22 protein-coding genes and 1 tRNA gene are annotated in these 22,447 nt (G+C 68.9%); 13 read left to right on the top strand and 10 right to left on the bottom strand.

Translation table 11 applies throughout. The features are described 5' to 3' along the window. Positions 1-13: 13 nt before the first annotated feature. Positions 14-2,041 (bottom strand): ATP-binding protein, encoded by a 2,028-nt coding sequence (locus ASF52_RS09680; RefSeq protein ID WP_056171258.1) that lies wholly within the window; start codon positions 2,039-2,041, stop codon positions 14-16. Between the two features lie 296 nt (positions 2,042-2,337). On the opposite strand from ASF52_RS09680, the gene trpA reads away from it, so the two are divergent. From trpA to ASF52_RS09660, 4 genes are all read left to right on the top strand, one after another. Next, complete coding sequence (gene trpA / locus ASF52_RS09675; RefSeq protein ID WP_056171256.1) at positions 2,338-3,198, top strand: tryptophan synthase subunit alpha; 861 nt, start codon at positions 2,338-2,340, stop codon at positions 3,196-3,198. 55 nt (positions 3,199-3,253) lie between these two features. Then, the gene (accD, locus tag ASF52_RS09670; RefSeq protein ID WP_056171294.1) at positions 3,254-4,156 is read left to right on the top strand and encodes an acetyl-CoA carboxylase, carboxyltransferase subunit beta; all 903 of its coding nucleotides are present in this window, start codon (positions 3,254-3,256) and stop codon (positions 4,154-4,156) included. 24 nt (positions 4,157-4,180) lie between these two features. Further along, on the top strand, positions 4,181-5,506 hold the full coding sequence (locus ASF52_RS09665; RefSeq protein WP_056171254.1) for a bifunctional folylpolyglutamate synthase/dihydrofolate synthase: 1,326 nt from the start codon (positions 4,181-4,183) through the stop codon (positions 5,504-5,506). 200 nt (positions 5,507-5,706) lie between these two features. Continuing rightward, positions 5,707-6,588: an outer membrane protein gene (locus ASF52_RS09660; protein ID WP_056171252.1), complete on the top strand. Its 882-nt coding sequence runs from the start codon at positions 5,707-5,709 to the stop codon at positions 6,586-6,588. A gap of 138 nt (positions 6,589-6,726) precedes the next feature. Here ASF52_RS09660 and trxA read toward each other — a convergent pair whose 3' ends face one another. Next, a complete protein-coding gene (trxA, locus tag ASF52_RS09655) occupies positions 6,727-7,047 on the bottom strand; it encodes a thioredoxin (RefSeq protein WP_056088302.1) in 321 nt (106 codons plus the stop codon). A gap of 544 nt (positions 7,048-7,591) precedes the next feature. Between trxA and ASF52_RS09650 the strand changes: the two genes are divergently transcribed. Beyond that, positions 7,592-8,875, top strand: a complete 1,284-nt coding sequence (locus tag ASF52_RS09650; RefSeq protein WP_056171250.1) for a PQQ-dependent sugar dehydrogenase — start codon at positions 7,592-7,594, stop codon at positions 8,873-8,875. A gap of 21 nt (positions 8,876-8,896) precedes the next feature. Here ASF52_RS09650 and ASF52_RS09645 read toward each other — a convergent pair whose 3' ends face one another. The 3 genes from ASF52_RS09645 to ASF52_RS09635 all read right to left on the bottom strand — a co-directional run bounded on the left by ASF52_RS09645 (position 8,897) and on the right by ASF52_RS09635 (position 10,630). Then, positions 8,897-9,835, bottom strand: coding sequence for an ABC transporter ATP-binding protein (locus tag ASF52_RS09645; RefSeq protein WP_056171248.1), 939 nt, complete (start codon positions 9,833-9,835; stop codon positions 8,897-8,899). A gap of 18 nt (positions 9,836-9,853) precedes the next feature. Next, entirely contained in the window at positions 9,854-10,114 is a 261-nt protein-coding gene (locus tag ASF52_RS09640) for a hypothetical protein (RefSeq protein WP_056171246.1), read from the bottom strand. 195 nt (positions 10,115-10,309) lie between these two features. Beyond that, the gene (locus ASF52_RS09635) at positions 10,310-10,630 is read right to left on the bottom strand and encodes a hypothetical protein (RefSeq protein ID WP_056171245.1); all 321 of its coding nucleotides are present in this window, start codon (positions 10,628-10,630) and stop codon (positions 10,310-10,312) included. 156 nt (positions 10,631-10,786) lie between these two features. Here ASF52_RS09635 and ASF52_RS09630 point away from each other — a divergent pair, with 156 nt between their 5' ends. Together ASF52_RS09630 and ASF52_RS09625 are read left to right on the top strand one after the other, a co-directional pair. After that, on the top strand, positions 10,787-11,494 hold the full coding sequence (locus ASF52_RS09630; RefSeq protein WP_244473764.1) for an HAD family hydrolase: 708 nt from the start codon (positions 10,787-10,789) through the stop codon (positions 11,492-11,494). Between the two features lie 458 nt (positions 11,495-11,952). After that, complete coding sequence (locus ASF52_RS09625; protein ID WP_056171291.1) at positions 11,953-12,231, top strand: hypothetical protein; 279 nt, start codon at positions 11,953-11,955, stop codon at positions 12,229-12,231. A 103-nt stretch (positions 12,232-12,334) separates the two neighbouring features. Here the strand turns inward: ASF52_RS09625 and ASF52_RS09620 are convergent, their stop codons facing one another. From ASF52_RS09620 to argH, 3 genes are all read right to left on the bottom strand, one after another. Further along, the gene (locus ASF52_RS09620; protein ID WP_056171244.1) at positions 12,335-13,027 is read right to left on the bottom strand and encodes a hypothetical protein; all 693 of its coding nucleotides are present in this window, start codon (positions 13,025-13,027) and stop codon (positions 12,335-12,337) included. Positions 13,028-13,133: 106 nt separating this feature from the next. Then, complete coding sequence (locus tag ASF52_RS09615; protein WP_056171241.1) at positions 13,134-13,466, bottom strand: hypothetical protein; 333 nt, start codon at positions 13,464-13,466, stop codon at positions 13,134-13,136. Between the two features lie 104 nt (positions 13,467-13,570). Beyond that, on the bottom strand, positions 13,571-14,959 hold the full coding sequence (argH, locus tag ASF52_RS09610; RefSeq protein WP_056171239.1) for an argininosuccinate lyase: 1,389 nt from the start codon (positions 14,957-14,959) through the stop codon (positions 13,571-13,573). A gap of 54 nt (positions 14,960-15,013) precedes the next feature. Here argH and tlpA point away from each other — a divergent pair, with 54 nt between their 5' ends. From tlpA to ASF52_RS09595, 3 genes are all read left to right on the top strand, one after another. Next, positions 15,014-15,643, top strand: a complete 630-nt coding sequence (gene tlpA, locus ASF52_RS09605) for a thiol:disulfide interchange protein TlpA (protein ID WP_056171289.1) — start codon at positions 15,014-15,016, stop codon at positions 15,641-15,643. 415 nt (positions 15,644-16,058) lie between these two features. Next, a complete protein-coding gene (locus ASF52_RS09600; RefSeq protein WP_056171287.1) occupies positions 16,059-17,747 on the top strand; it encodes a methyl-accepting chemotaxis protein in 1,689 nt (562 codons plus the stop codon). 336 nt (positions 17,748-18,083) lie between these two features. Further along, entirely contained in the window at positions 18,084-18,458 is a 375-nt protein-coding gene (locus ASF52_RS09595) for a hypothetical protein (RefSeq protein ID WP_056171285.1), read from the top strand. A gap of 36 nt (positions 18,459-18,494) precedes the next feature. On the opposite strand, the gene ASF52_RS09590 is transcribed toward ASF52_RS09595, so the two are convergent. Continuing rightward, on the bottom strand, positions 18,495-18,788 hold the full coding sequence (locus tag ASF52_RS09590; RefSeq protein ID WP_056171237.1) for a hypothetical protein: 294 nt from the start codon (positions 18,786-18,788) through the stop codon (positions 18,495-18,497). A gap of 223 nt (positions 18,789-19,011) precedes the next feature. Between ASF52_RS09590 and htpG the strand changes: the two genes are divergently transcribed. From htpG to ASF52_RS09575, 3 genes are all read left to right on the top strand, one after another. After that, entirely contained in the window at positions 19,012-20,868 is a 1,857-nt protein-coding gene (htpG, locus tag ASF52_RS09585; RefSeq protein WP_056171235.1) for a molecular chaperone HtpG, read from the top strand. A 55-nt stretch (positions 20,869-20,923) separates the two neighbouring features. After that, a complete protein-coding gene (locus ASF52_RS09580) occupies positions 20,924-21,967 on the top strand; it encodes a glycosyltransferase family 4 protein (protein ID WP_056171233.1) in 1,044 nt (347 codons plus the stop codon). Positions 21,968-22,050: 83 nt separating this feature from the next. Continuing rightward, a tRNA-Ser gene (locus ASF52_RS09575) sits at positions 22,051-22,140 on the top strand. A gap of 169 nt (positions 22,141-22,309) precedes the next feature. On the opposite strand, the gene ASF52_RS22535 is transcribed toward ASF52_RS09575, so the two are convergent. Next, a partial coding sequence (locus ASF52_RS22535; protein ID WP_156630032.1) for an IS3 family transposase occupies positions 22,310-22,447 on the bottom strand: 138 nt, incomplete at its 5' end.

The following is a 22,447-nucleotide window of genomic DNA, read 5'->3' as shown; positions in this document are numbered from 1 at the left end:
GTCAACAGCCGGGTCAAGCCGCGGCCGACCGCCGTTCGAGCAGGGCCGGCAGCGCCCTCAGGTTGAGGGGTTTGGCAAGGAAACCGTCGAAGCCGGCGGCTCGGGCCGCCAGCTCGTCGTCGCGCCCCGCATTGGCCGTGAGCGCCACGAGGTGAAGCGGTCCGCCTTCGCGCGAAGCCTCGAGGGCGCGGATGCGCCGGGCGGTCTCGAGGCCGTCGAGACCGGGCATCCGGATGTCGATGAGGGCGAGATCGAACGCTCCGCCCTCGGAGAAGAGTGCCACGGCTTCGAGCCCGTCGCGCGCCGGAACCACCGTGGCGCCGAGGCGCTCCAGAGCTTTCGTCGCCAGGAGGGCGTTGATGGGGTTGTCCTCAGCCATGAGCACGCGCGGGCCCGACGCGGCGACCCGTGGAGGCGCGGCGGCCGACGGTCCTTCGCCCCCCCCGATGGGCCGTGCCGGCGCCATCAGGCGGTCGAACAAGGAGCGGGCGCGCACGGGCTTGACGAGATAGCTGTCGAAGCCCGCCGCGCCCGGAGACCCGAATTCGCGTCGGTCGAAGGGCGAGAGCAGGACGAGACTGCAGCGCACGCCCCCGGCCTTTGCGGCCTGAGCGAGGGTCCGTACGGCGGCGTCGCCGAGGGAGCGGTCGGCGATGATCGCGTCGAAGCCTGCGCCGGAAAGAGCTGCGAGCCCGGCCGCTTCGGTGTCCACCACAGTGGCATGGGCGCCCACCCTGGACAGCCGACGGGCGAGGAACGGCGCCTGGAACGGTGAGGCTGCCACGATCAGCACCGTGCGCCCGTGGAGGCATACAGGCGCCGCGACGGGATCCTCGGTCCCGGCGGCCTCCAGGGGTAGGAGGGCGGTGAAGCGGCTGCCCTGGCCCAGCGCCGACTCCGCCTCGATCCGGCCGCCCATGCGGGCGACGAGGCGGCGGGTGATGGCGAGCCCGAGGCCGGTACCTTCGTGGCGTCGGCTGGCGCTGCCGTCGCCCTGCTCGAACTCTTCGAAAAGAAGGGGAATCCGCTCCGATGGGATGCCCGGCCCGGTGTCGCGAACCGTGAGTGCGAAATGGTCGTCCTCCCGCCCGATCTCGATGCCGACGCCGCCCGTCTGGGTGAACTTCACGGCGTTGCCCGCGAGGTTGACGAGGATCTGACGCACGCGGTCCGCGTCGCCGATGACCATCGGGGCGACATCCTCGGCGATGTCGAGGGCGATCTCGATGCCTTTGTCCTGCGCCCGCGGCGCGAGGAGCTCGACCACGCCCTCGGCGAGAGTTGCGAGGTCGAAGGGTGCGGCGGCGAGGTCGAGGCGGCCCGATTCGATCCGCGAGAAGTCGAGGATGCCGTCGATGAGCGACAGCAGCGCCTTGCCGGACGTCCGCACCGCCTCGACGTAGGTACGCTGTTCGGCGTCGAGCCCGGTGTCGAGAACCAGGTCGGCCATTCCGAGGATGCCGTTGAGCGGCGTGCGGAACTCGTGGCTGACGGTGGCGAGGAAGCGGGATTTGGCGACGTTGGCGGCTTCCGCCCGGGTCAGGGCCTCGTCGAGGGAGCGGGCGGATTCGATCCGCTCGGTGATGTCGGAGCCCGCATGCAGCCACTGGGTCTCGCCCGTGGGACCGGCCACCGGCATCTCGATGATGGAGAACCAGCGCGGCGGGCCGGTCACGGGGGCGAGCCGCCGCTCGACCCGGCGCACGCCGTCCGGACGTTCCTCAACGGGGCCGTGCTCCAGGCAGGACGCCTCCAAGGTGGAGCCAACGAGGGCGAACGCCTCCGCGCCGACGAGGCGCCCGAACCCGGCATTGGCGAAGGTGATCCGCCCGAGGGCGTCGCGCTGGACGACGATCTCGGTGGTCGCCTCCACGAGGGCGCGGTAGCGCTCCTCGCTCTCCGTGATGCGCTGGATGCGAGCCTGGAGGTGCTCGACCTCCGCACCCTCCACCGCCGGCATCCCGTGCCGGCGCAGCAGGACGACCAGCACGAAGGCCCCAGCCAGGACGGAGAGGATCAGCGCGAGGGTCTGGCTGGTCATGCGTTTCTCCCCGGTGCGGACGGACCGACCCGTTCGCAGCGCAGAGGGACGATGCCAGCCGGGGTTGAACGCCGGCTTTCGAAAGGCGCTTAAGCGTTCCTTGCCAGGCGACCTGAGAATGCGGCTGCGTGGCGGTCGGTCCGCCGCCGTCCGTTTCCCAGGCGGACGAACAGGGCGGCGCCCGCGGCCTTTGGCGCCATCGGATCGCTCGCGCTTCACGGGCCCGCCCCGATGGTGTAGGCGCGACGGCTCATCCGTGAGCCCGATCCGGGCCGGCCGCGAGAGCGCAAGCGCCCATGACCGTACCAAGTCCCGTCACCGGTTCCGCCCCGACCCGCATCGAGGCGACCTTCGCCCGCTGCCGTTCGGAGGGGCGCGCGGCCCTCGTCACTTACGTGATGGCGGGTGACCCGGACCCGGAGACATCCTTGAAAGTGCTTCAGGCCCTGCCGGAAGCGGGGGCCGACATCGTCGAATTCGGCCTGCCGTTCACCGATCCCATGGCCGACGGCCCCGCGATCCAGGCTGCGGGCCTGCGGGCGCTGAAGGGCGGCCAGGGTGTGGCCCGCACCCTCGACCTCGTGCGCCGCTTCCGGGAGAGCAACGCCGGCACGCCCGTGATCCTGATGGGGTACTTCAACCCGATCCACACCTACGGCGTCGACCGCTTCCTCGACGATGCGGTGACGGCCGGCATCGACGGCCTCATCGTCGTCGACCTGCCGCCCGAGGAGGATGACGAACTCTGCCTGCCGGCACTCGCCAAGGGCCTCGCCTTCATCCGGCTCGCCACGCCGACCACGGACGAGAAGCGCCTGCCCGCCGTCCTCGCGAACACGGCCGGTTTCGTCTATTACGTATCGATCACCGGCATCACCGGGACGGCGACCCCGGATTTCGGCAAGGTGGCCGATGCCGTCGGGCGCATCCGGCGCCACACCGAACTGCCCGTCGTGGTCGGTTTCGGCGTCCGCACGGGGGCTGACGCCGCCGCCATCGCGCGGGGTGCCGACGGGGTCGTGGTCGGCTCCGCCCTGATCGACGCCCTCCGGGGCAGCCTCGACGGCGAGGGCCGCGTGGGGGCCGGAACGGTCGAGGCGGTGAGCGCCCTGGTGCGCGATCTCGCCGAGGGCGTGCGCCGGGCGGCCCGGGCTTGATCACCGGACAGGGTCTGATCACCGAATTCGCGAAACCAAGGACGGCATCACGATGATGGTTGAGCCGATGAACTGGATCTCGGAGGTCGTGCGCCCCAAGATCAAGACCCTGTTCAAGCGCGAGACGCCGGAGAATCTCTGGGTCAAGTGCCCCGATACCGGGCAGATGGTCTTCCACAAGGAGGTGGAGAGCAACCACTGGGTCATTCCCGGCTCCGAGCACCATCTCAAGATGAGTGCCCAGGCGCGCCTCAAGATGATGTTCGACGAGGGCACCTGGATCGACGTGCCCCTGCCGGAGGTCGCCGCAGATCCGCTCAAGTTCCGCGATGAGAAGCGCTACGTCGATCGCCTCAAGGACGCGCGCGCCAAGACCGGAATGCCGGACGCCTTCAAGATCGGCTTCGGTCGGGTCGGCGGGCTGCCCATGACCCTGGCGGCGCAGGATTTCGCGTTCATGGCCGGGTCCCTGGGTATGGCGGCGGGCGAGGCCTTCGTCCGAGGAGCCGAGACGGCCCTCGACAAGCGCACCCCCTACATCCTGTTCTCGGCGTCCGGCGGCGCGCGCATGCAGGAGGGCATTCTCTCCCTCATGCAGATGCCGCGCACCACCGTGGCGATCCGCCGGCTCCGGGCGGCGAAGCTCCCCTACATCGTGGTGCTGACCAACCCGACCACGGGCGGCGTTACCGCTTCCTACGCCATGCTGGGCGACGTCCACCTGGCCGAGCCCGGCGCCTTGATCTGTTTTGCCGGCCCGCGCGTCATCGAGCAGACGATCCGGGAAAAGCTGCCCGATGGGTTCCAGCGCTCCGAATACCTCTTCGCGCACGGGATGATCGATCAGGTCGTGCACCGGCACGCCCTGAAAGAGACGATCGCACGCCTGTGCGGCCTCCTCATGAAGCAGGACGCTCCCACTTCGCCCCGGACGGCCCCCGCGGCTGATCCGGCCTGAGCCTCAGCGACGCGACGCACGCCCATGGATTCCTCCGACGCGCTCATGGCGCGCTTCCTCGCCCTGCACCCGCGCACGATCGACCTCTCCCTCGGTCGTATCCAGCGCCTGCTCGAACGCCTCGGCCATCCGGAGCGCAAGCTGCCGCCGGTGATTCATGTCGCCGGCACCAACGGCAAGGGTTCGACCATCGCGTTCATGCGGGCGATCCTGGAAGCCGGGGGCCTTGCCGCCCACGTCTACACCTCGCCCCACCTCGTGCGATTCCACGAGCGCATCCGCATCGGCGCGGTGGGGGGCGGCCAGTACGTGCCCGAGGATCAGCTCGCCGACGCCCTCGCCCGATGCGAGGCCGCCAATGCCGGCGAGCCGATCACGGTGTTCGAGATCACCACCGCCGCCGCGTTCCTGTTGTTCTCGGAGACGCCCGCCGACGTGCTTCTGCTGGAGGTCGGACTGGGTGGGCGCGTGGACGCCACCAACGTCATCGACCGGGTGGCCTGCGCCGTGGTCACCCCGATCGGGCGCGACCACGCCGAGTATCTCGGCGACACCGTCGAGGCGGTGGCCACGGAGAAGGCCGGCATCTTCAAGTCCGGCTGCCCGGCGGTGATCGCCGCGCAGGACTACGTGGAGGCCGATTCGGTCCTGTGCCGGCTGGCCGACGCCGTCGGGGCCGATCCGATTCGGGTCGGCAACCAGGATTTCTCCGTGCATGCCGAGCGCGGGCGACTCGTGTTCCAAGACGAGGTCGACCTGTTCGACCTGCCGCGCCCGCGCCTCAACGGCCGGCACCAGCTCACCAATGCGGGCACCGCCATCGCGGCCCTGCGGGCGGCGGGCTTCGGCGATATCGGGATCGCCGCCATCGAACGCGGCCTCGACACCGTCGATTGGCCGGGGCGGCTGCAGCGGCTCAACCGTGGTCGCCTGTCCGAACTCGTGCCGGAGGGGGCGGAGCTTTGGCTCGACGGCGGCCACAACGTCGACGGCGGCCGCATCCTCGCCGCCGCCATGGCGGATCTCGGCGAGCGCAGCGACGTACCCCTCGTTCTCGTCGTCGGACTGCTCGGGACGAAGGACGCAGAGGGCTTCCTGCGCAACTTCGTGGGCCTCGCCCGCACCCTGATCGCCGTTCCCATCGCCGGGCAGATGGCGGCGCGGCCGGCCGACGAGGTGGCGCAGATCGCCGTCGAGGTCGGCCTCAATGCTCATGTGGCGTCCGGCATCGAGGCGGCCCTGGAGAGCCTGTGCGCCACGGCGTTCGAGCGGCCGCCGCGCATCCTCATCTGTGGCTCCCTCTACCTTGCCGGGGCGGTCCTGACCGCCAACGGGACGCCGCCGGTCTGAGAGGATCACGAGAGTTCCGACGCGCCGGCCGAGGGGGAAACCGGTCGGGACCGGGATCTCGCGGCGCCCGCCAGGATGCTCTGTCCCTCACCGGCCTGGCCGCTATCGGCCCCGCCAGTGTGGCTCCAACGCTACATCTTGGCTGTGGAAAGTCGGTTAGCTTGCCCTTCGATCGGGCAACTCGCTGGGGATCATAAAAAATGAAAAAGCTTCTGACGTCTTTCGCAGCCTTCACGGCTCTCACGGCTGCCGCCACGGCCGCCGACCTTCCGCGCCGCGCCGCTCCGCCGGTGTTCGTGCCGGTGCCGGTGTTCACCTGGACCGGCTTCTACGCCGGTTTCAACGCCGGTTACGGCTTCGACGCCGGTAACGACGTCGCCACCCCGGCCGTCGTCGCCACGGGCGCTTCGGGCATCTTCCGCGCTCCCGGCCTGGTCGGCGGCAACGGCGCTGTGATCTACAACAACAGCCGCTCGCAGGAAGGCTTCACGGGCGGTGGCCAGATCGGCTACAACTACCAGTTCACGCCGGGCTCCGGCTTCGTGATCGGTGTCGAGGCCGACGCCCAGTACGTCGACTTCGGTCGTGACCGCAACCGCGTCGCCGGTTTCGTCGGCACCCCGAACCCGGATCTGACGTTCGTCAACCCGAACGGAATCTCCAGCCTCGACTACTTCGGCACCGTGCGCGGCCGTATCGGTTACGCCTTCGACCGCGTCCTGTTCTACGGCACCGGCGGCTTCGCCTACGGCGCCGGCAGCGCCGAGCGTTCGTTCGGCGGCTTCCGTGGCAACGACGATTTCCGCACCGGCTACGCTGCCGGCGGTGGTATCGAGTACGCTCTCCCGACCGACTCCTTCCTGAACTTCTTCCGCTCGTCCGCCGTGACGCTGAAGGTCGAAGGTCTGTACGTGAACCTCGATCGCACCGCCGCCAGCAACGTGTTCGCCGTGTCCAACAGCACCGGCCTGCAGTTCCGCACCGGCACCCCCTACGCTACCGCTACCGGCGGAACGCGTGGCCGCGACACCGAGTTCGCCGTCGTCCGCGCCGGCCTGAACTACAAGTTCGGCTCGTACTAGGCCGTAGAACTTCCGGTATCCGGAACGTGGGAGGCCCGGCCGCAAGGCTGGGCCTTCTCTGTTCGGGGCCGAGACGACGGACAAAAAAGCCCGGCGCGCGAGCGCCGGGCTTTCGGTTTCCAATGGTCGACGGCGCGCTTAAGCGCTCGCCTGAATCCAGCGCGAGAGATCGCCCTTCGGCGCCGCGCCGACTTTCTGGCTGGCGAGTTCGCCATTCTTGAAGATCAGCAGCGTCGGGATCGAACGGATGCCGTACTGCGCCGCGATGCCGGGGTTCTCGTCGACATTCACCTTGGCGATCTTCACCCGCCCCTGGAGATCGGTGGCGATCTCCTCGAGGGCCGGGCCGATCTGCCGGCAGGGACCGCACCACTCCGCCCAGAAATCCACCACTACGGGCTCGACGGACTTGAGAACGTCCTGCTCGAAACTCGCGTCGGTCACTTTCACCGTCGCCATCTTCGTCCCTTTCGCATGCCTTCGCGCCGGAGCGCGTCCCGTCCGGGTCGGGCGGGTGCGCCGCATCGTCGGCGGCGCTTCGTCACGAGACTTGGCAATGCTGGGTCGGGCGGTCAAGGCGGTGCGCGCCGTCCGCAGGGCAGCACACCGGCCGCCTCATGCGTTGTCCACCGACCCGAGCGCTCGCCTTCACCGAACCTTGCCTCCTCGAACCCCCGCCTCCCCGAATCCCTGCCTCCCCGAATCCCTGCCCCCGAACAATGTCGGAGGCGTGGGCTCGTTTGCCACTCACGGCAGGCTCCGGGCGACGCACCCTCGCGAAAGGCCGCGCTCCGTCACCCGGCGGGACTCGCCAAACTGCCCCTCTGGCCCCATGTGCTCTCTACCCGTGCGCGCTTCGGCAGCCGGACGGGGGCGTTCGGCTGCCCCGTTCGTGGGGCGGCTGGACATGGTAGGATCCAGTCTCGGCAAAGTCAGGCCACGACAAGACCCGATTGCGATAGGACCGGACACGGCATCTCGCCGCCATGGAGGACAATCCGACGTGAAGCGCATCTCCCAGACCCTGCTCGCGACCCTCGCCCTCGCCGGTCCCCCCTTGGGCGCCATCGCACAGGAGGCGGGCGGTACCGCACCTCGGCAGCCACGGGTCGAGGGCGAGGCCTTCACTGCGCCGACCTCCGACGCCGCCGGCACGACGCCCGCCGAGACCGAGGCACCCAACACGACCTATAAGCCGCTTCTGCCGAACCAGACCCGGGCGCCGAAGCCCGCCGAGGCCACCAAGGTCAAGACGGAAACGGTGGCCAAGGGCCTCGACAGTCCGTGGGCCCTCGAGTTCCTGCCCGACGGCCGCATGCTGGTCACCGAGAAGGGCGGCACCCTGCGGATCCTCTCGAAGGACGGCACGCCCGGTGCACCGATCCCCGGCGTGCCGAAGGTCGATGCGAAGGGCCAGGGCGGTCTTCTCGATGTCGCGCTGAGCCCGAGCTTCGTCGCCGATCGGTTGATCTATTTCAGCTATGCCGAACCGCGGGAGAAGGGGAACGGCACGACGGTGGCTCGCGCCAAGCTCATCGAGGACAAGGGCGTCGCTCGCCTCGACGAGGTGAAGGTGATCTTCCGTCAGATGCCCACCTACGACGGCGACAAGCACTTCGGCTCGCGTCTCGTCTTCGCACCGGACGGCAAGCTGTTCGTCACCGTGGGCGAGCGCTCCGACAAGGGCCCGCGGGTCCAGGCCCAGGATCTCACAAGCGGCCTCGGCAAGGTCTTCCGTATCGACACCGACGGCAATGCCGCCAAGGACAACCCGTTCACGGGCGGCGAGAAGGCCAAACCCGAGATCTGGTCCTACGGGCATCGCAATGTCCAGTCCGCCGCCCTCGACCCGCAGGGGCGGCTCTGGACCGTCGAGCACGGTCCGCGCGGCGGCGATGAACTCAACCGGCCGCGACCCGGCGTGAATTACGGCTGGCCCGAGGTGACTTACGGCATCGAGTATTCCGGCGAGAAGATCGGTGAGGGCAAGACCCAGGCGGGCGGCACCGCCCAACCGGTCTATTACTGGGACCCGGTGATCGGCCCCTCCGGCATGGCGCTCTACACCGGCGACAAGTTCCCGGCCTGGAAGGATGCCTTCCTCATCGGTGGCCTCTCCAGCGGTGGCCTCGTGGCGATCAAGCTCGACGGCGACAAGGTGGTCACCGAGGAGCGCATTCCCCTGGGTGAACGCATCCGCGACGTGAAGGTCGGGCCCGACGGTGCGGTGTATGCCGTCACCGATGGTGCCGGTGGCAAGATCCTGAAGCTGACGCCGGGCACCTGAGGCCGCGCGAAGCCCGCCGGGTTAACCGGCGGGCGCCGAGGCGGCGCGGATGGCCGCGAGACTGAGGCTCGACGGCTCGTCCAGCCCCGCCACGCGGACGTGATCGGCACCCGTTTCCAGCATGAGCGAAAGAGCATCGCGCACGGGAGCATCGTACGCGATGACCGGCCCGTCCTCGCTGGATCCAAGCCGGGCGAGATCACCGACGTCGAGGCCGGCGAGACGCCGGAGGGCCCGGTCAGGCCCGACGAAGTCCGCCACGAACCCGTCGGCTGGTCGTGCGAGCAGACGATCGGGCGTATCGGCCTGGACGATGCGGCCATCCCGCATGAGGACGATCCGGTCTCCCATTCGAACGGCCTCGTCGAGGTCGTGCGTCACCAGGATCACGGTCTTGTTCAGGCGCTTCAGTATCGCGCCGATCTCGGTCTGGAGGCGACCGCGCGCCACGGGATCGACGGCGCCGAAGGGTTCGTCCATGAGCAGGACCGGCGGATCGGCGGCCAGGGCCCGGGCGACGCCGACGCGTTGACGCTGCCCGCCCGAGAGTGCGTCCGGCCGGCGGCCCCGGAATTCGTCGGGATCGAGGCCGACGAGGTCAAGCATCGCGTCGATACGCGCGGCGGTGCGAGTTTTCGACCAGCCGAGAAGCTCGGGCACGGTCGCGATGTTGCGGGCCACGGTCCAATGCGGGAACAATCCGACGCCCTGGAGCACGTAGCCGATGCGGCGGCGCAGGCGGATCGGCTCGATGCCGGAGAGAGCCTCACCCGCGAGGTGGATGGTGCCCGCATCCGGCTCGACCAGCCGGTTCACCATCCGCAGGGTCGTCGACTTACCGCAGCCCGACGGGCCGATGAGCGCGCAGGTCTCGCCCTCCGGAATCGTCAGGTGGATGGCGTCGACGGCGGGGCGGGCGGCATCCGCAAAACGCTTCGAGACGCCTGTGAATCGGATCATCCCGTGTCGCCTGCGCCGTCAGCAGCCCTTGCAGATGGACCCCATGGTGGTGCGCATCTTCGAATCCCATGCCTTGTCGCGCGTCGCGGCTGCGCGCTGCGCCTTGGCCATATCGGCCTCGGTGTTGGCACGGGTGAACGGTGCGTTGCCGGCCCGGCCCGGCGGCTTGGTGACGCCGGTGGCTGTCACCGTGCGGCCACCCGGCGCGGCTGGCGCCTGGGCGACGGCGGCGGCCGCCAGCAGCGGCAGGGCGAGGGCGGCAACGAGGAGGCGGAACATCGAGATGACCCTAGATCCGTAGGATGTGACGCACGGCGATCCCGCGCGCGGCGATCCACCCGCGAGCGAACGCACGATCATAAGGCCCGCCCCATCGCGCGCAAACGTTGGGCCGTCTGCGGCGTGCGCGACGGCACGTAGCTTGGGGGATTAAGGGGCTCGTCCGAGCGCGAATGCCGAAGATCGATCTTCGCCTCAAGACCGGCTGAGGAAACCAATGGGTTCGCGGCCGGGCTGGCCGAGCCAGAGCAGGACCGCTCCGAACCCCAGACCGAGGAGAGCGGCCGGGGCCAGGGTGAGGGGAAGTACCAGGATCTGCCAGAGCCAGGGGGCTACCCCCTCGACTGCCCCCTGGAGCGCGCTCGCCCGATCCTTGAACAATGTGAACAGCAGATCACTCAGGCTCGTCATCCGCACGCCGTTGTTGGCGATGGACCGGGCACCGTCATAGACGAGGCCGACGAACCCCCCTGCGAGGAGAACGAGGCCGAGGAAGCGGCTGAGGAAACGAAGCATCGCACCCGGTCACACCCGCCGGCGTCGCGCCGGCCGCTGCCTGAGTACGAGCGCCCGACTTCCCGTGCAAGGTCCCGGCGATCCGGGCGGCGAGAGCCGCATTGCCGTGCCTGTCTCGCACGTGCGAAACCAGCGCCGCCGCCCGGGGGACCCGCCTTGATTCAACAGACTTCGACCGAACTCGCTCGGACCGATCCGCATGCCACCCTCGCGCTCGTGATCTTCGATTGCGACGGTGTGCTGGTGGACAGCGAGCCGATCAGCCTCGCTCGCCTCACCTTCGGACTCAACCGCATCGGTGTGCCCATCGACGTCGACACCGTCCGCGTGCGCTTCGCCGGTACGTCGATGGTCTCGATCATGGCGCATATCGTGCGCGATTACCCCGTCACCGTGCCGGACGACTTCGTGGATGTGGTCAAGGCCGACACCCTGCGGGCCTTCGACGAAGGCCTCACGGCGATGCCCGGCGTAGCGCTGGCCATTTCGGGCCTTTCCCTGCCGCACTGCGTCGCGTCCAGCAGCGATCCGGTCCGCCTGTCTCATACCCTTGGACTGACGGGCCTGCTGCCCCTGTTCGGGGACCGGGTCTACTCCTCCACGATGGTGGCGCGCGGCAAGCCGGCGCCGGACCTGTTCCTCCATGCCGCCGCCGCCATGGGCATCCGGCCGGGCGCCTGCCTCGTCGTCGAGGACAGCGTGCCGGGCGTCCAGGCGGCCCGGGCGGCGGGCATGCGTGTCGTTGGCTTCGTCGGCGGCGGCCACTGGGCCCACGACCGCACGGGCGCCGATCTCATCGCCGCCGGTGCCGCGCGGGTGTTCACCGATTTTTCGGCGTTTGCGGAGGTGGTTGCCACCGCCTGACGCCCAACCGAAGGAAGCCATCGTGCGGGACCCCGTTGGAGGCGCATCCTGCCACGTTGGACCATGCATTCGAAAGATCGATCCGTTGACGAATAGGCCGCCGCACAGCATCTTTGGGGTGTTCGGCGGCGGATTTCACCGCCCCTGCACCGCGGTGATTTGAAGTGTGTAGCTTGCGCCGCGTCACCAAACGCTAAAGCACTGCGATGCGCCCGCGCCTCGTGGTCCTTGCTCGATGAGGATGACTTGCCGTGCTGACTGTATTCCTGCCTCGGTCTTACCTGAACACCCGCGATTGCTGTCGACGCTGACCACACGATGGACCGTCCTGCAATGCGAAGTCCGGCCGCGCGCCGGCATCAGGAATTTCCGATCCCATGTCGTATCATCACGCTGAAACCACCGCCCACGCCCTGAATCGCCGTCCCGCCGTTCCGCCGCTCACCGAGCTGCAGGCCATCCGGGCTCGCAACGAACTGCACGTCGATCGGTCGCTCCGCGCCGCGCAAGTGCCCGCGCCGACGCGAGTCATCGAGATCGGAGAGGTGACGGCCGGCATCGCCGTACCTGAGAATGGCGGCGTGCGATTCTTCTCCTCGCAGCGCGATTTCGACCCCCTCGACGGGACGGTGTTCGGCAGCGTCGAGCAGGCGGCACGCGCCGCGCGCGAGCGGTTCCGGGCCCGGTCGGGTGCACGGGGCCGCCCGGTGCAGGACAGACGCATACGCGCCGTCTGAGACGCCCGCACGCGATCGAAACGGAACGCCGTGCCCTTTCGGAGGCGCGGCTTTCCCGCGTCGAAGTTCGCGTGCTCAGTAGCGCCTGTTCACAAGTGCCCGTTCACTTGCACTCGTCGCGGGTGCGCTTCATGGCTTCGTTGAAGCCTGCCAGAGCGTATTCGTCGCTCGTCGGATTTCCCTTGAGGGACGTGGTTCTGACCTGAAGCTTGGCCGTGCGGGCCATCTCGGTGACGACGCGCGCTTCCTCGGCCTGGTTCTGCAGCCAGGCGTTGTTGTCCTTGGTCACGAGGCCGTAGCGCGTGGCGCCGAGGTGGATCGCCGGGTCCGTCGCGGCCGCGCCGGGTTTGGCGGCGCCACCTGCCTGACTTCCGGCGGGCTTGGCCGGGAAGCCCAGCATCACCGCGACCTCGTTCTGGATGTTCTCGGCCTTGCGAACGGTGACGAACAGGTAGGCCGTGTCCCGCTTGAGGGTTTTGGGCGAGCGCGTCGTCGGCTGGGCGATGGCGTAGCAGACCCGCGTCCTGCCCTGCCCGCTGGCGAAGACGTTCCAATCACCGAAGATCGCCACGGGGGTCGCCTGCTGCATCCCCGGCGCCGACACGGGCTTGGCCGTGCCCTTCGCGTCGCGCGTACGGCGGCGCTTGCGTGGGGATTCGGCTTCCTCGGGGGCCGCCTCCTGCGCCTCGGCGACGCCAGCGCCGAGGGGCGATCCGGCGCCGGTCAGGGCGGTCGGCCCGCACAGGAGGGCCGTCGAGAGCCCGAGGATGAGGCAGCGGCGGACGTCGAGGTGCATGGGGAAACCTTGTGGGACGCGCGGGCATCGGACCGGACTGCTCGACCGGTGCGATGCTCCGGCGCTCTGCCTTCGCATCGATGTTGTTTGGGTCCAGGGTCGGCCCTCAGGACGCGTGGGCCTCGATGGCAAAGCTGGGGACCGGCATCGCGGCCATCGGAACGTCGCGGCCTGGCATCGGCCGTTCGAGGGGGATGGTCTGCGCCTGAGCGATGGACTGGACCGGAGGCGGCGACGGCACCGGAACGGTGATCTGCACCGTCGGTAGGGGGCGCGGCTTCGGATCGTTATACGGCGTGTTGTAGCATTTGCGAACGGAGGCCCAGAACGCGGCACGCTCGGCCTCGCCGAGGCGAGCCAGGGCGACGTCGATGCGGTCCGTGGCCTGCGCCGCGAAAACGGGGGTGTCGTCCGGCGTAATCCAACTCTCGACGGGCATGCGCGCGATCTCCGAAGGGCTCGGGCCTGATCTAGGCAGGATCACATAGCTGGGCCGTGAACGCCACGCGTCACCGCCCAGCTTTTTTCGTGCGGGCCGGGTTCTCAGGCGTCTTTCCCGAGTTGTTCGAGCCAGCGCGTGGCCTGGGCCCGCACATTGTCCGGGGCCGTCCCGCCGTAGCTCGTGCGGCTCGACACCGAGTTCTCCACGCCCAGGACCGCATAGACCGCGTCGGTGATCCGCGGCTCGGCCGCCTGCATCTCGTCGAGGGTCAGCTCCTCGAGGCCGACGCTCCGAGCGGAGGCAGTCCCGACGAGGCGACCGGTGACGTGGTGGGCCTCACGGAACGGCAAGCCGAGTTCCCGCACGAGCCAATCGGCGAGGTCCGTGGCCGTGGCGTAGCCGGAGCCGGCGGCGCGCGCGAGAACGGGGGCGTTGGGCTCCAAGTCGCGCACCATGCCGGTCATGGCGGCAAGACACAGGGACAGGGCCTGGAGGGCGTCGAACGTACCCTCCTTGTCTTCCTGCATGTCCTTGGAATAGGCGAGCGGCAGGCCCTTCATCACGACGAGAAGGCCCGTGAGGGCGCCGATGACGCGTCCGGATTTGGCCCGGACCAGTTCGGCCGCGTCCGGGTTGCGCTTCTGCGGCATGATCGACGAGCCGGTGGTATAACCGTCCGACAGGCGCACGAAATCGAACTGTGCCGAGGTCCACACGACGAGTTCCTCGGCAAAGCGCGAGAGATGCACGGCGCAGATCGAAGCAGCGGCGAGGGATTCGAGGGCGAAGTCGCGGTCGGCCACGGAATCGAGGGAGTTCGCCGTCGGCCGGTCGAAACCCAGGGCCGCGGCGGTGGCGTGCCGGTCGATGGGGAAGGACGTACCGGCGAGCGCGGCGGCACCCAGAGGACACTCGTTGAGACGGGCACGGGCATCACGGAACCGGCCGCGGTCGCGCGCCAGCATCTCGACATAGGCGAGGCAATGGTGGCCGAAAGTGACCGGCTGGGCCGATTGCAGGTGGGTAAAGCCCGGCATCACCGTACCGGCATGGGCTAGCGCCTTTTCGGCCAGCGCCCGCTGGAGGCCGGCGGCCTGGATGTCGAGGCCGTCGAGGGTGTCGCGCACCCACAGCTTCATGTCGGTGGCCACCTGATCGTTACGTGAGCGCGCCGTGTGCAGCCGCCCGGCCGCCGGGCCGACGATCTCGGTCAGCCGGCTCTCGATGGACATGTGGATGTCCTCGAGTTCGCGCTTGAACACGAAGCCGCCGGCTTCGATTTCATCGCGCACGGCCTTGAGACCGTCTTGAATCGCCGCCACATCGGCGGCAGGCAGGATGCCGGCCTGCCCCAGCATCGCTACGTGCGCCAGGGAGCCGCGGATGTCCTGGGGCGCGAGGCGCTTGTCGAACCCGATGGAGGCGTTGATCTCCTCCATGATCTCGGCGGGGCCGCTCGCGAAGCGCCCGCCCCACATCCGGTTGCTCATGCTGTCCCTGATCCTTCCAGTCGCCCCGCCTGCCAAGCCCGAGACGCAACGATGATGCCCGGCGCCCGCTTCACACTGGCCGCCGGAGCCATCCTCGTCGCCGCGCTCGGCGCGGGGCTTGCCGTATACGGGACGGGCTCGACCGGCGGCAACTCCGCCGCGCCCTGTGCAGGTTCCGCCGAGGCGGCTAGCCGGATCGCGCCGCTGGCGCGCGGCCAGGTGGCCGCCCTGCAGGTCTCACAGAAGCCGGTCGCCGCACCCGCCCTGGCGTTCAAGGGACCGAACGGCACCGAGGCCACCCTGGAGGGGATCAAGGGCCTCCGGCTCGTCAACCTGTGGGCGACCTGGTGCGCGCCGTGCAAGGCCGAGATGCCGGCCCTCGACCGGCTTCAGGCGCAACTCGGCGGCGCCGATTTCTCCGTGGTGGCCATCAACATCGACACACGCAACCTCGACGCACCGCCGGCCTGGCTGACCCAGAACGGCATCGCCGAACTCACCTACTACGCCGATCCGGGCGGGCGCGTCCTGCCGGCGATCCAGAAGGCCACCGGGTCCCTCGGCCTGCCGACGACCCTTCTGATCGATGGCGCCGGTTGCACCCTCGGGGTGATGAAAGGGCCGGCCGAATGGGACAGCGCCGATGGATTGCGGCTCATCTCGGCGGCGTTGGGGCGCGGGTAAGGACATCGGAGCGGGGGGCGTCCCGTCGGGCCGCCCCTCTCGCGCGTCGCGATCGCGGCGTGGCGGCAGGCACCGGATTTTCGAACGGGAGTTCGCCGATCAACTCGCCGTTGTAAAAGCCACTCGAAATCATCGAGATGGTGTTCGCCGACGTCATTCCAGGAAATTGGGTGAGAAATAGACTCTCGCCCAATCATCCAGGTTGTAAATCTTCGAAAATTCCAAACTAACAAGGATTTCTGCGTCCTTAGTTATTTGAGTGCGGTAATTCGATCACGTATTGATGCCGATTATTGGATCGACGGAAATGATTGCTGAATTTTTCTTGTAAGACATTCGTCTCAACAAGTGGAGAACTTATTTAACGTTCTGCAGGCATCGTTTGTCGGTCCACCATCAGTATGGCTCGTGCATCATGTTCCTCGGCACATTGTCTATCCGGACGAAGCTGTTCCTGAGCTTCGGCCTCGTATTTCTGCTCGTTGCGGGAATCGGAGGCTCGGCACTCCTGCAGTTGCACGCCGTGAACACCGTCGCACGCGAGATGCGCGACGAGCGCCTGCCGAACATCCAACTCCTCGGCAAGATCCAGGTCCTGGTCCTGCGGACCCGTACCAACGGAGCCCGGGTGATCACCGCCGATACGCCCGAGCTGCGCGCGGAGATCCTCGCGACCCTGACCAAGCGCGAGGCCGAAATGACCACCCTCCAAACCGCATTCGAAGCGCGGTCGAAATCACCGGAGGCCGAAGCCCTGACGGCGGCCTTCCGGACGAGTTGGGTCGCCTACAAGGCGTTGCAGGCCTCCGTCATCGCGCACGTGAAGGCCGGAGAGACCGCCACGGCGCAACGCATCTACAACACCGACATGTCGACGGGGGTGAATCTGGTGCTCGGCCCCCTGCAGAAGATGGCCGAACTCGAGGAGCGCGAGGCGAGCGTGAGCGGCGCCCATGCGCAGGACACCTACGACACGGCACTCCTCACCACCCTGATCCTCGTCGGCGTCGCCTTGGTGATCGCCGGTGGCGCCGCCGCCGGTCTCGCCCTCGGCGTGAGTCGGCCCCTGCGCCGGATGACGGAGACCATGGGCCGCCTCGCTGACGGCGACACCGGGATCACCGTTCCGGGCGCCGGTCGGGGCGACGAGATCGGCGCGATGGCGAGCGCCGTCCAGGTGTTCAAGGACAACATCATCGCGACCCGTGTCCTTGAGGAGGAATCCCGCCTCGCCCGCCTGGACGCCGAAGCCCAGCGCCGGTCGGCGACCCTCGGCCTCGCCGATCGGTTCGAGGCGGCGGTGGGCGGCATCGTCGCGCAGGTGAGCGCTGCGGCGACCGAACTCCAGGCGACGGCTGGCAGTCTCTCTGCCACGGCCTCCGAGACCGCGGAACGATCGACGGGCGTGGCCGCGGCATCGGACGAAGCGGCCAGGAACGTCACGACCGTCGCCGCGGCCGCCGAGGAGCTCGGCTCCTCCGTCGCGGAGATCGGCCGGCAGGTCCACGGGTCGGCGAAGCTGTCGCGCCTCGCCGTGTCCGAAGCGAGCGAGACCGCTGCCCTGGTGCGCGACCTCAGCGAGACGGCGGCCCGCATCGGCGATGTGGTCGCGCTGATCTCGACCATCGCGGGCCAGACCAACCTCCTGGCGCTCAATGCCACCATCGAGGCGGCACGCGCCGGCGAGGCCGGACGGGGCTTCGCCGTGGTCGCCTCGGAAGTGAAGGAACTCGCCAACCAGACAGCCCGGGCCACCGACGAGATCACCGGTCAGATCGGCCGGATCCAGGCTTCGACGGGTCAGGCGGTCACGGCCATCGCGGGGATCACGACCCGCATCCGCGAGATCAGCGACGTCGCGAATTCCATCGCGGCGGCCGTCGAACAGCAGGGCGCCGCGACCCAGGAGATCGCCCGCAACGTCAGCGAAGCCGCCGCCGGAACCGGGGAGGTCACCCGCAACGTAACCGGCGTCGCGATGGCGGCCGAGGAGACCGGCGCCGCCGCCGCGCAGGTCCTCTCCTCCGCATCGGAACTGTCGCGCCAATCCGAAGATCTCAGCGCCCAGGTGTCCCACTTTCTCGCCACGGTGCGCGCCGCCTGACGCTTGATTTTCTTTGAAAGAGCACGATCCGGCGACGGCCCGGCATCCATCCGGATCGCATCCGAGCACTCCCGGTTTCGATGCCCGTCTCATACGAACGGTGACCTTCTCGCCGAGCACCGTCGGGCGGGTCGGGTAGAAAATGACGACCTGCCTCGCGGCAGGCCATCATCGAACGGTCGTTCGCTAACCTCGTCCCGCTCGTCCTGTGTCCCACTACCGAAGGCGCTTCCAGCTGCCGTTCGATATCAAAATGCCCAGGTGGTGCTAAAACCACCGCAACGGTGCCAGCGCTGCGAGCATGCGACTGGCCATGGCACTCGATGGGTAATGCACATGACCACCAAGCTCGCGGAAGAACTCGCACGCGCTACGGCTACGGGCCGCCGTCGAGCAAAAGCATTCTCCGGTTTGGGCGGCGCCGAACATTTGCCGTGGGCTGTGATCGAGGCCTTCGATGCGGATGTCCGAGGCCATGTGGAGCGCGACCGTCGCATCGAGGAGGAGCGGGACCGCGTTCTCATCGCAGCGGTCGGGCTGGCCGAGACAAGGCCCGAGGATGGCGCTGAGGCGCTGGCAGCCGCGCGGACACGCCTCACCGATGCCATCGACTATCTCGAACAGGCAATCCTGCGGTTCGGGATCGTCAACGCCCAGGCGGCTAAGCGTGGCCTCGGCGATCATGGCCAACGCGTCGCCGCCCAAATCTGATAGACCCGATGGCGACGCGGGGCCGTCTCCGTGGTGTCAGTCGACGACCTTCAGGTCGTTCAGGGCGACGTCGCCGTTCTGGCTCGAGAAGCGCGGCGCCGTTCCGTTGGTTTGCTGGACGCCGGAGATCCGGTGATCGCCGCTGTCGTAGGTGGTGCTCTGGCCGTCGATCTCGACGAGGAGACGGTGAGCATCGGGGAAGAACGCGTAGCGCATGTCGTTCTGGTCGCCGCTGCTGGCGGGTTGGCCGAGCTCCCGCGGCCACCAAGGCTCGGTGCCCTTCATCGGCTCCATGGGCTTCATCGGCTCCATGGGTTTCATCGGCTTCATCGGTTCCACGCGGCGTCTCCTTGGCGTCGGGATGGGAAGGCTTGGCTACGCTCGAACGCCGCGAAGGTTGCACCGCACCCACGTGCGGCATTGAATTTCCGCCCCCCCACGCGCATATCGCGCGCATTCGGGTAGCCCCGTCGCAGTGGCACCGTCGGGGATGTCCCGGTGGGGACGCCCGTTCCGGTATACCCTTCCCATCACACCATTCGGAGGCGGACCCTTGAGCGACACCGTGGAGCGGCACGAATTCGGTGCCGAGGTCGGGCGCCTGTTGGACCTCGTGGTCCACGCCCTCTATTCCGACCGTGAGATCTTCCTGCGCGAACTCGTGGCGAATTCGGCCGACGCCATGGACCGGCGCCGCTTCGAGGCCCTCACGGATGCGGCCTCCGCCCTGCCGCCCGACGCCAAGATCCGCATCGTCCCCGACAAGGACGCCCGCACCCTGACCCTGTCGGATGCCGGCATCGGCATGACCAAGGCCGAGCTCGCCCAGAACCTCGGCACCATCGCGCGCTCGGGCACGCGCGCCTTCAGCCAGTCCCTCGGGGACGCCAAGGCGGAGGACCGTCCGAGCCTCATCGGCCAGTTCGGCGTCGGTTTCTACTCCGCCTTCATGGTTGCCGACCGTGTCACCGTCACGTCGCGCCGTGCCGGATCGGACGAGGCCTGGACCTGGGCCTCGGAAGGTCAGGGCAGCTACACCCTCGAGCCGGCGACGCGCCCCGAGCCCGGTACCGATATCGTGCTCCACCTCAAGGAGGATGCCGGCGAGTACCTCGAAGGCTACCGACTCGACCACGTCGTGCGCAAATGGGCCGACCACATCACCGTGCCCATCGCCCTCGTGGAGGACGGCAAGGAGGAGACGGTCAACCAGGGCACCGCCCTGTGGCGCAAGGCGAAATCCGAGATCACGCCCGAGCAGTACACGGCGTTCTACCGCCATGTCGGCATGAACTTCGATGAGCCGTGGGCGACCCTGCACTGGCGGGCCGAAGGCGCCCTCGAATTCTCGGCGCTGCTGTTCGTACCCGGCATGAAGCCGTTCCAGGCCGTGGAGAACGAGCGCGCCAGCAAGGTGCGCCTGCACGTCCGGCGCATGTTCATCACCGACGAGGCCGAACTGCTGCCCTCCTGGCTGCGATTCGTCCAGGGCGTGGTCGACACCGAAGACCTGCCGCTCAACGTCTCCCGCGAGATGCTGCAGGCGACTCCGGTGCTCACCAAGATCCGCCGCGCGGTGACGAGCCGAGTCCTGACCGAGCTCACCAACCGGGCCAAGGACGCGGAGGGCTACACGCCGTTCTGGGAGAACTTCGGCCCCGTCCTCAAGGAGGGCATCTACGAAGACCATGAGCGCCGGGCCGAGATCGCCCCGCTCCTGCGCTTCCACTCTTCCGCCGTGGAGGGGTGGACCTCGCTCCCCGATTACGTGGCGCGGATGAAGGACGGCCAGGAGGCGATCTACTACCTCGTCGCCGACGATGCCGACGCCCTGCGGAATTCGCCCCAACTCGAAGGCTTCCGCGCCCGCGGCATCGAGGTGCTGCTGCTCTCCGACCACGTCGACGCGTTCTGGCCCGAAACCCTCGGTCGGTTCGACGACAAGCCTCTGCGTTCCATCACGCAGGGCGCTGTCGACCTCGCGAAGTTCGCGGGCGATGAAGACGGCGCCGAGGTCCCGGCCTCCGTCGAGGCCCTGGTGACGGCGTTGAAGGCTGCGTTGACGGCGGACGTCTCCGAGGTGCGCGCCACGGACCGCCTGGTCGAGAGCGCCGTGGTGCTCTCCGCCTCCGGCGCCGGGCCGGATCTGCAGATGCAGCGGCTCCTGCGCCGGGCCGGGCGCGGCGGCGGCGGTCTGCCGGTCCTCGAGATCAATCCGCGCCATCCCCTGATCCGGTCGCTGGCCGACCGGGTCGCGGCGGAGGCCGACATCGCGGACGCCGCCGGCACCCTCCTCGACCTCGCCCGGGTCCAGGACGGCGACACGCCGCGCGACCCCGTCGCCTTTGCCCGCAAGGTGGCGGCGGCCCTGGCCGACGTCTCGACCGGCCCTTCGACAACCGCCGCATGATCGCCCGGCGCGCCCGATCCGGCTCCATCGCGCGGGCTCGGGCGCGCCGGATCCCGTGAAGATCCTGCTTCCCACCCTGTACGACACCCGCGGTGGCTCCACGCGGGTGCTGCTCGCGGCGGCGGAGGCCCTCCGCCCCGCCCATGCCGTCACCGTGCGGGCGCCCCTCGCGGAGGCCGACGAGCGCAGCCCGGCGCTGTTCCCGTCCCGACCGCTCTCGAGCCGATGGCGCAAGCTCGCCGTTCTGCCGCGCTTCGCCGGTCTCGTGGCGCGCGAAACCCTGGCCCTGCGCCGCCTGCGCCCGGACGTGATCCACGTCCACGACGAGCCGTCCCTCTACGTCTACGGCCTCGCTGCCCGGAGCCTGCGTCCACGCCCCTTCGTGCTCTGGCACCTCCACGCCGATGCGGGACACGGCCGCGCGGCGCGCCTGCGCGCCGCGCTGGCGGATGCGTGCATCCGCATCAGCCCGCATGTCGCCCCGCCCGTGGGCCTGCCCTCCGCCCTGATCCCCAACCCGCTCCCGCCCCTCGCCCGGCTCCCGAGGCCGGACGGCGATCCCCTGTCGACCCTCGGGGTGGTCGGCGCCGTGGTGCCGCGCAAGGGACAGGATCTCGCCGTGGAGGCCCTCGCGCGCCTGCGGACGGCGCATCCGCACGCCCATCTGACCCTCGTGGGCCCCGAACTCGACGCGGGCTTCGCTGCCGGCCTGCGCCGCCGGATCGCTGCCCTGGACCTCGACGCGGCCGTGACCTTCGCGGGCGAGCGGGCGCCCGAGACGGCGTTCGCCGGAATCGGTCTCGCGGTCTTTCCCTCCCGCGCCGAAGCCCAGCCCCTCGCCCTGGTGGAGGCCCTCGCCCGCGGCCTCCCCATCGCGGCGAGCGACATCCCCGCCCACCGCGCCCTCCTGGCGGGGACGGAGGCCGACATGGACAGCCTCGTCGCCCTGATACCGGATTCCCTCGCCGCCGCGATCCTGGCCGCCGCCCGAACGCCCCCACCCACCAACCTCGCCGCCCGCATCCGCGACCGCCACGACGCCACCCGCTTCGCCGAGACCCTGCGGGCGCAAATGAACACCTTTCGCGCCGCGCCCTGAGCGCCGCGACTTTTCTCCCCCGCCCGCCTTGTGACTCTCACACGACCCATGCTAAGCCGCGCTCGTCTCATCGAGGCCCCCGCGGAGAGGTGGCAGAGCGGTTGAATGCACCGCACTCGAAATGCGGCATGCCTGCAAGGGCATCGGGGGTTCGAATCCCCCCCTCTCCGCCAGTTATCTTGCCTAAGCATTTGTTTTTAAATCAAAATATGGCTTGGCGTGTTGGGTCAGCCCACAGCTTAGCCCTCATTTTGTGGCGGCTTATAGCGCATTCTGTCGAACTTTGCTGGATGACTGCTGCGCCGCTGAACTGATCCTCCCCTGGTTCCACGGACGGGGGGTTTAGCTCGCGTTCCGTTCGGCTTGCTCGGGTGTGATGTAGCCGAGTGCCGAGTGGATGCGCTGTCGATTGTCGTAGCCTTCGATGTAGGCGAACAGGTCGCGTCGGGCCTCGTCCCGGGTCGCCCATCGTCGCTGGTG

It is taken from the genome of Methylobacterium sp. Leaf112, from assembly GCF_001423295.1.
GTDB lineage: Bacteria > Pseudomonadota > Alphaproteobacteria > Rhizobiales > Beijerinckiaceae > Methylobacterium.
This window is presented reverse-complemented; position numbering and strand designations above follow the sequence as displayed.

Coding starts and splice junctions, on each gene's coding strand:
- trpA (WP_056171256.1), top strand. CDS start 2,338: ATGACCGTACCAAGTCCCGTCACCGGTTCCGCCCCGACCCGCATCGAG.
- ASF52_RS09660 (WP_056171252.1), top strand. CDS start 5,707: ATGAAAAAGCTTCTGACGTCTTTCGCAGCCTTCACGGCTCTCACGGCT.
- ASF52_RS09615 (WP_056171241.1), bottom strand. CDS start 13,466: ATGCCCGTCGAGAGTTGGATTACGCCGGACGACACCCCCGTTTTCGCG.
- accD (WP_056171294.1), top strand. CDS start 3,254: ATGGTTGAGCCGATGAACTGGATCTCGGAGGTCGTGCGCCCCAAGATC.
- ASF52_RS09680 (WP_056171258.1), bottom strand. CDS start 2,041: ATGACCAGCCAGACCCTCGCGCTGATCCTCTCCGTCCTGGCTGGGGCC.
- tlpA (WP_056171289.1), top strand. CDS start 15,014: ATGCCCGGCGCCCGCTTCACACTGGCCGCCGGAGCCATCCTCGTCGCC.
- ASF52_RS09600 (WP_056171287.1), top strand. CDS start 16,059: ATGTTCCTCGGCACATTGTCTATCCGGACGAAGCTGTTCCTGAGCTTC.
- trxA (WP_056088302.1), bottom strand. CDS start 7,047: ATGGCGACGGTGAAAGTGACCGACGCGAGTTTCGAGCAGGACGTTCTC.
- ASF52_RS09590 (WP_056171237.1), bottom strand. CDS start 18,788: ATGAAGCCGATGAAACCCATGGAGCCGATGAAGCCCATGGAGCCGATG.
- ASF52_RS09620 (WP_056171244.1), bottom strand. CDS start 13,027: ATGCACCTCGACGTCCGCCGCTGCCTCATCCTCGGGCTCTCGACGGCC.
- ASF52_RS09640 (WP_056171246.1), bottom strand. CDS start 10,114: ATGTTCCGCCTCCTCGTTGCCGCCCTCGCCCTGCCGCTGCTGGCGGCC.
- ASF52_RS09595 (WP_056171285.1), top strand. CDS start 18,084: ATGACCACCAAGCTCGCGGAAGAACTCGCACGCGCTACGGCTACGGGC.
- argH (WP_056171239.1), bottom strand. CDS start 14,959: ATGAGCAACCGGATGTGGGGCGGGCGCTTCGCGAGCGGCCCCGCCGAG.
- ASF52_RS09645 (WP_056171248.1), bottom strand. CDS start 9,835: ATGATCCGATTCACAGGCGTCTCGAAGCGTTTTGCGGATGCCGCCCGC.
- ASF52_RS09665 (WP_056171254.1), top strand. CDS start 4,181: ATGGATTCCTCCGACGCGCTCATGGCGCGCTTCCTCGCCCTGCACCCG.
- ASF52_RS09635 (WP_056171245.1), bottom strand. CDS start 10,630: ATGCTTCGTTTCCTCAGCCGCTTCCTCGGCCTCGTTCTCCTCGCAGGG.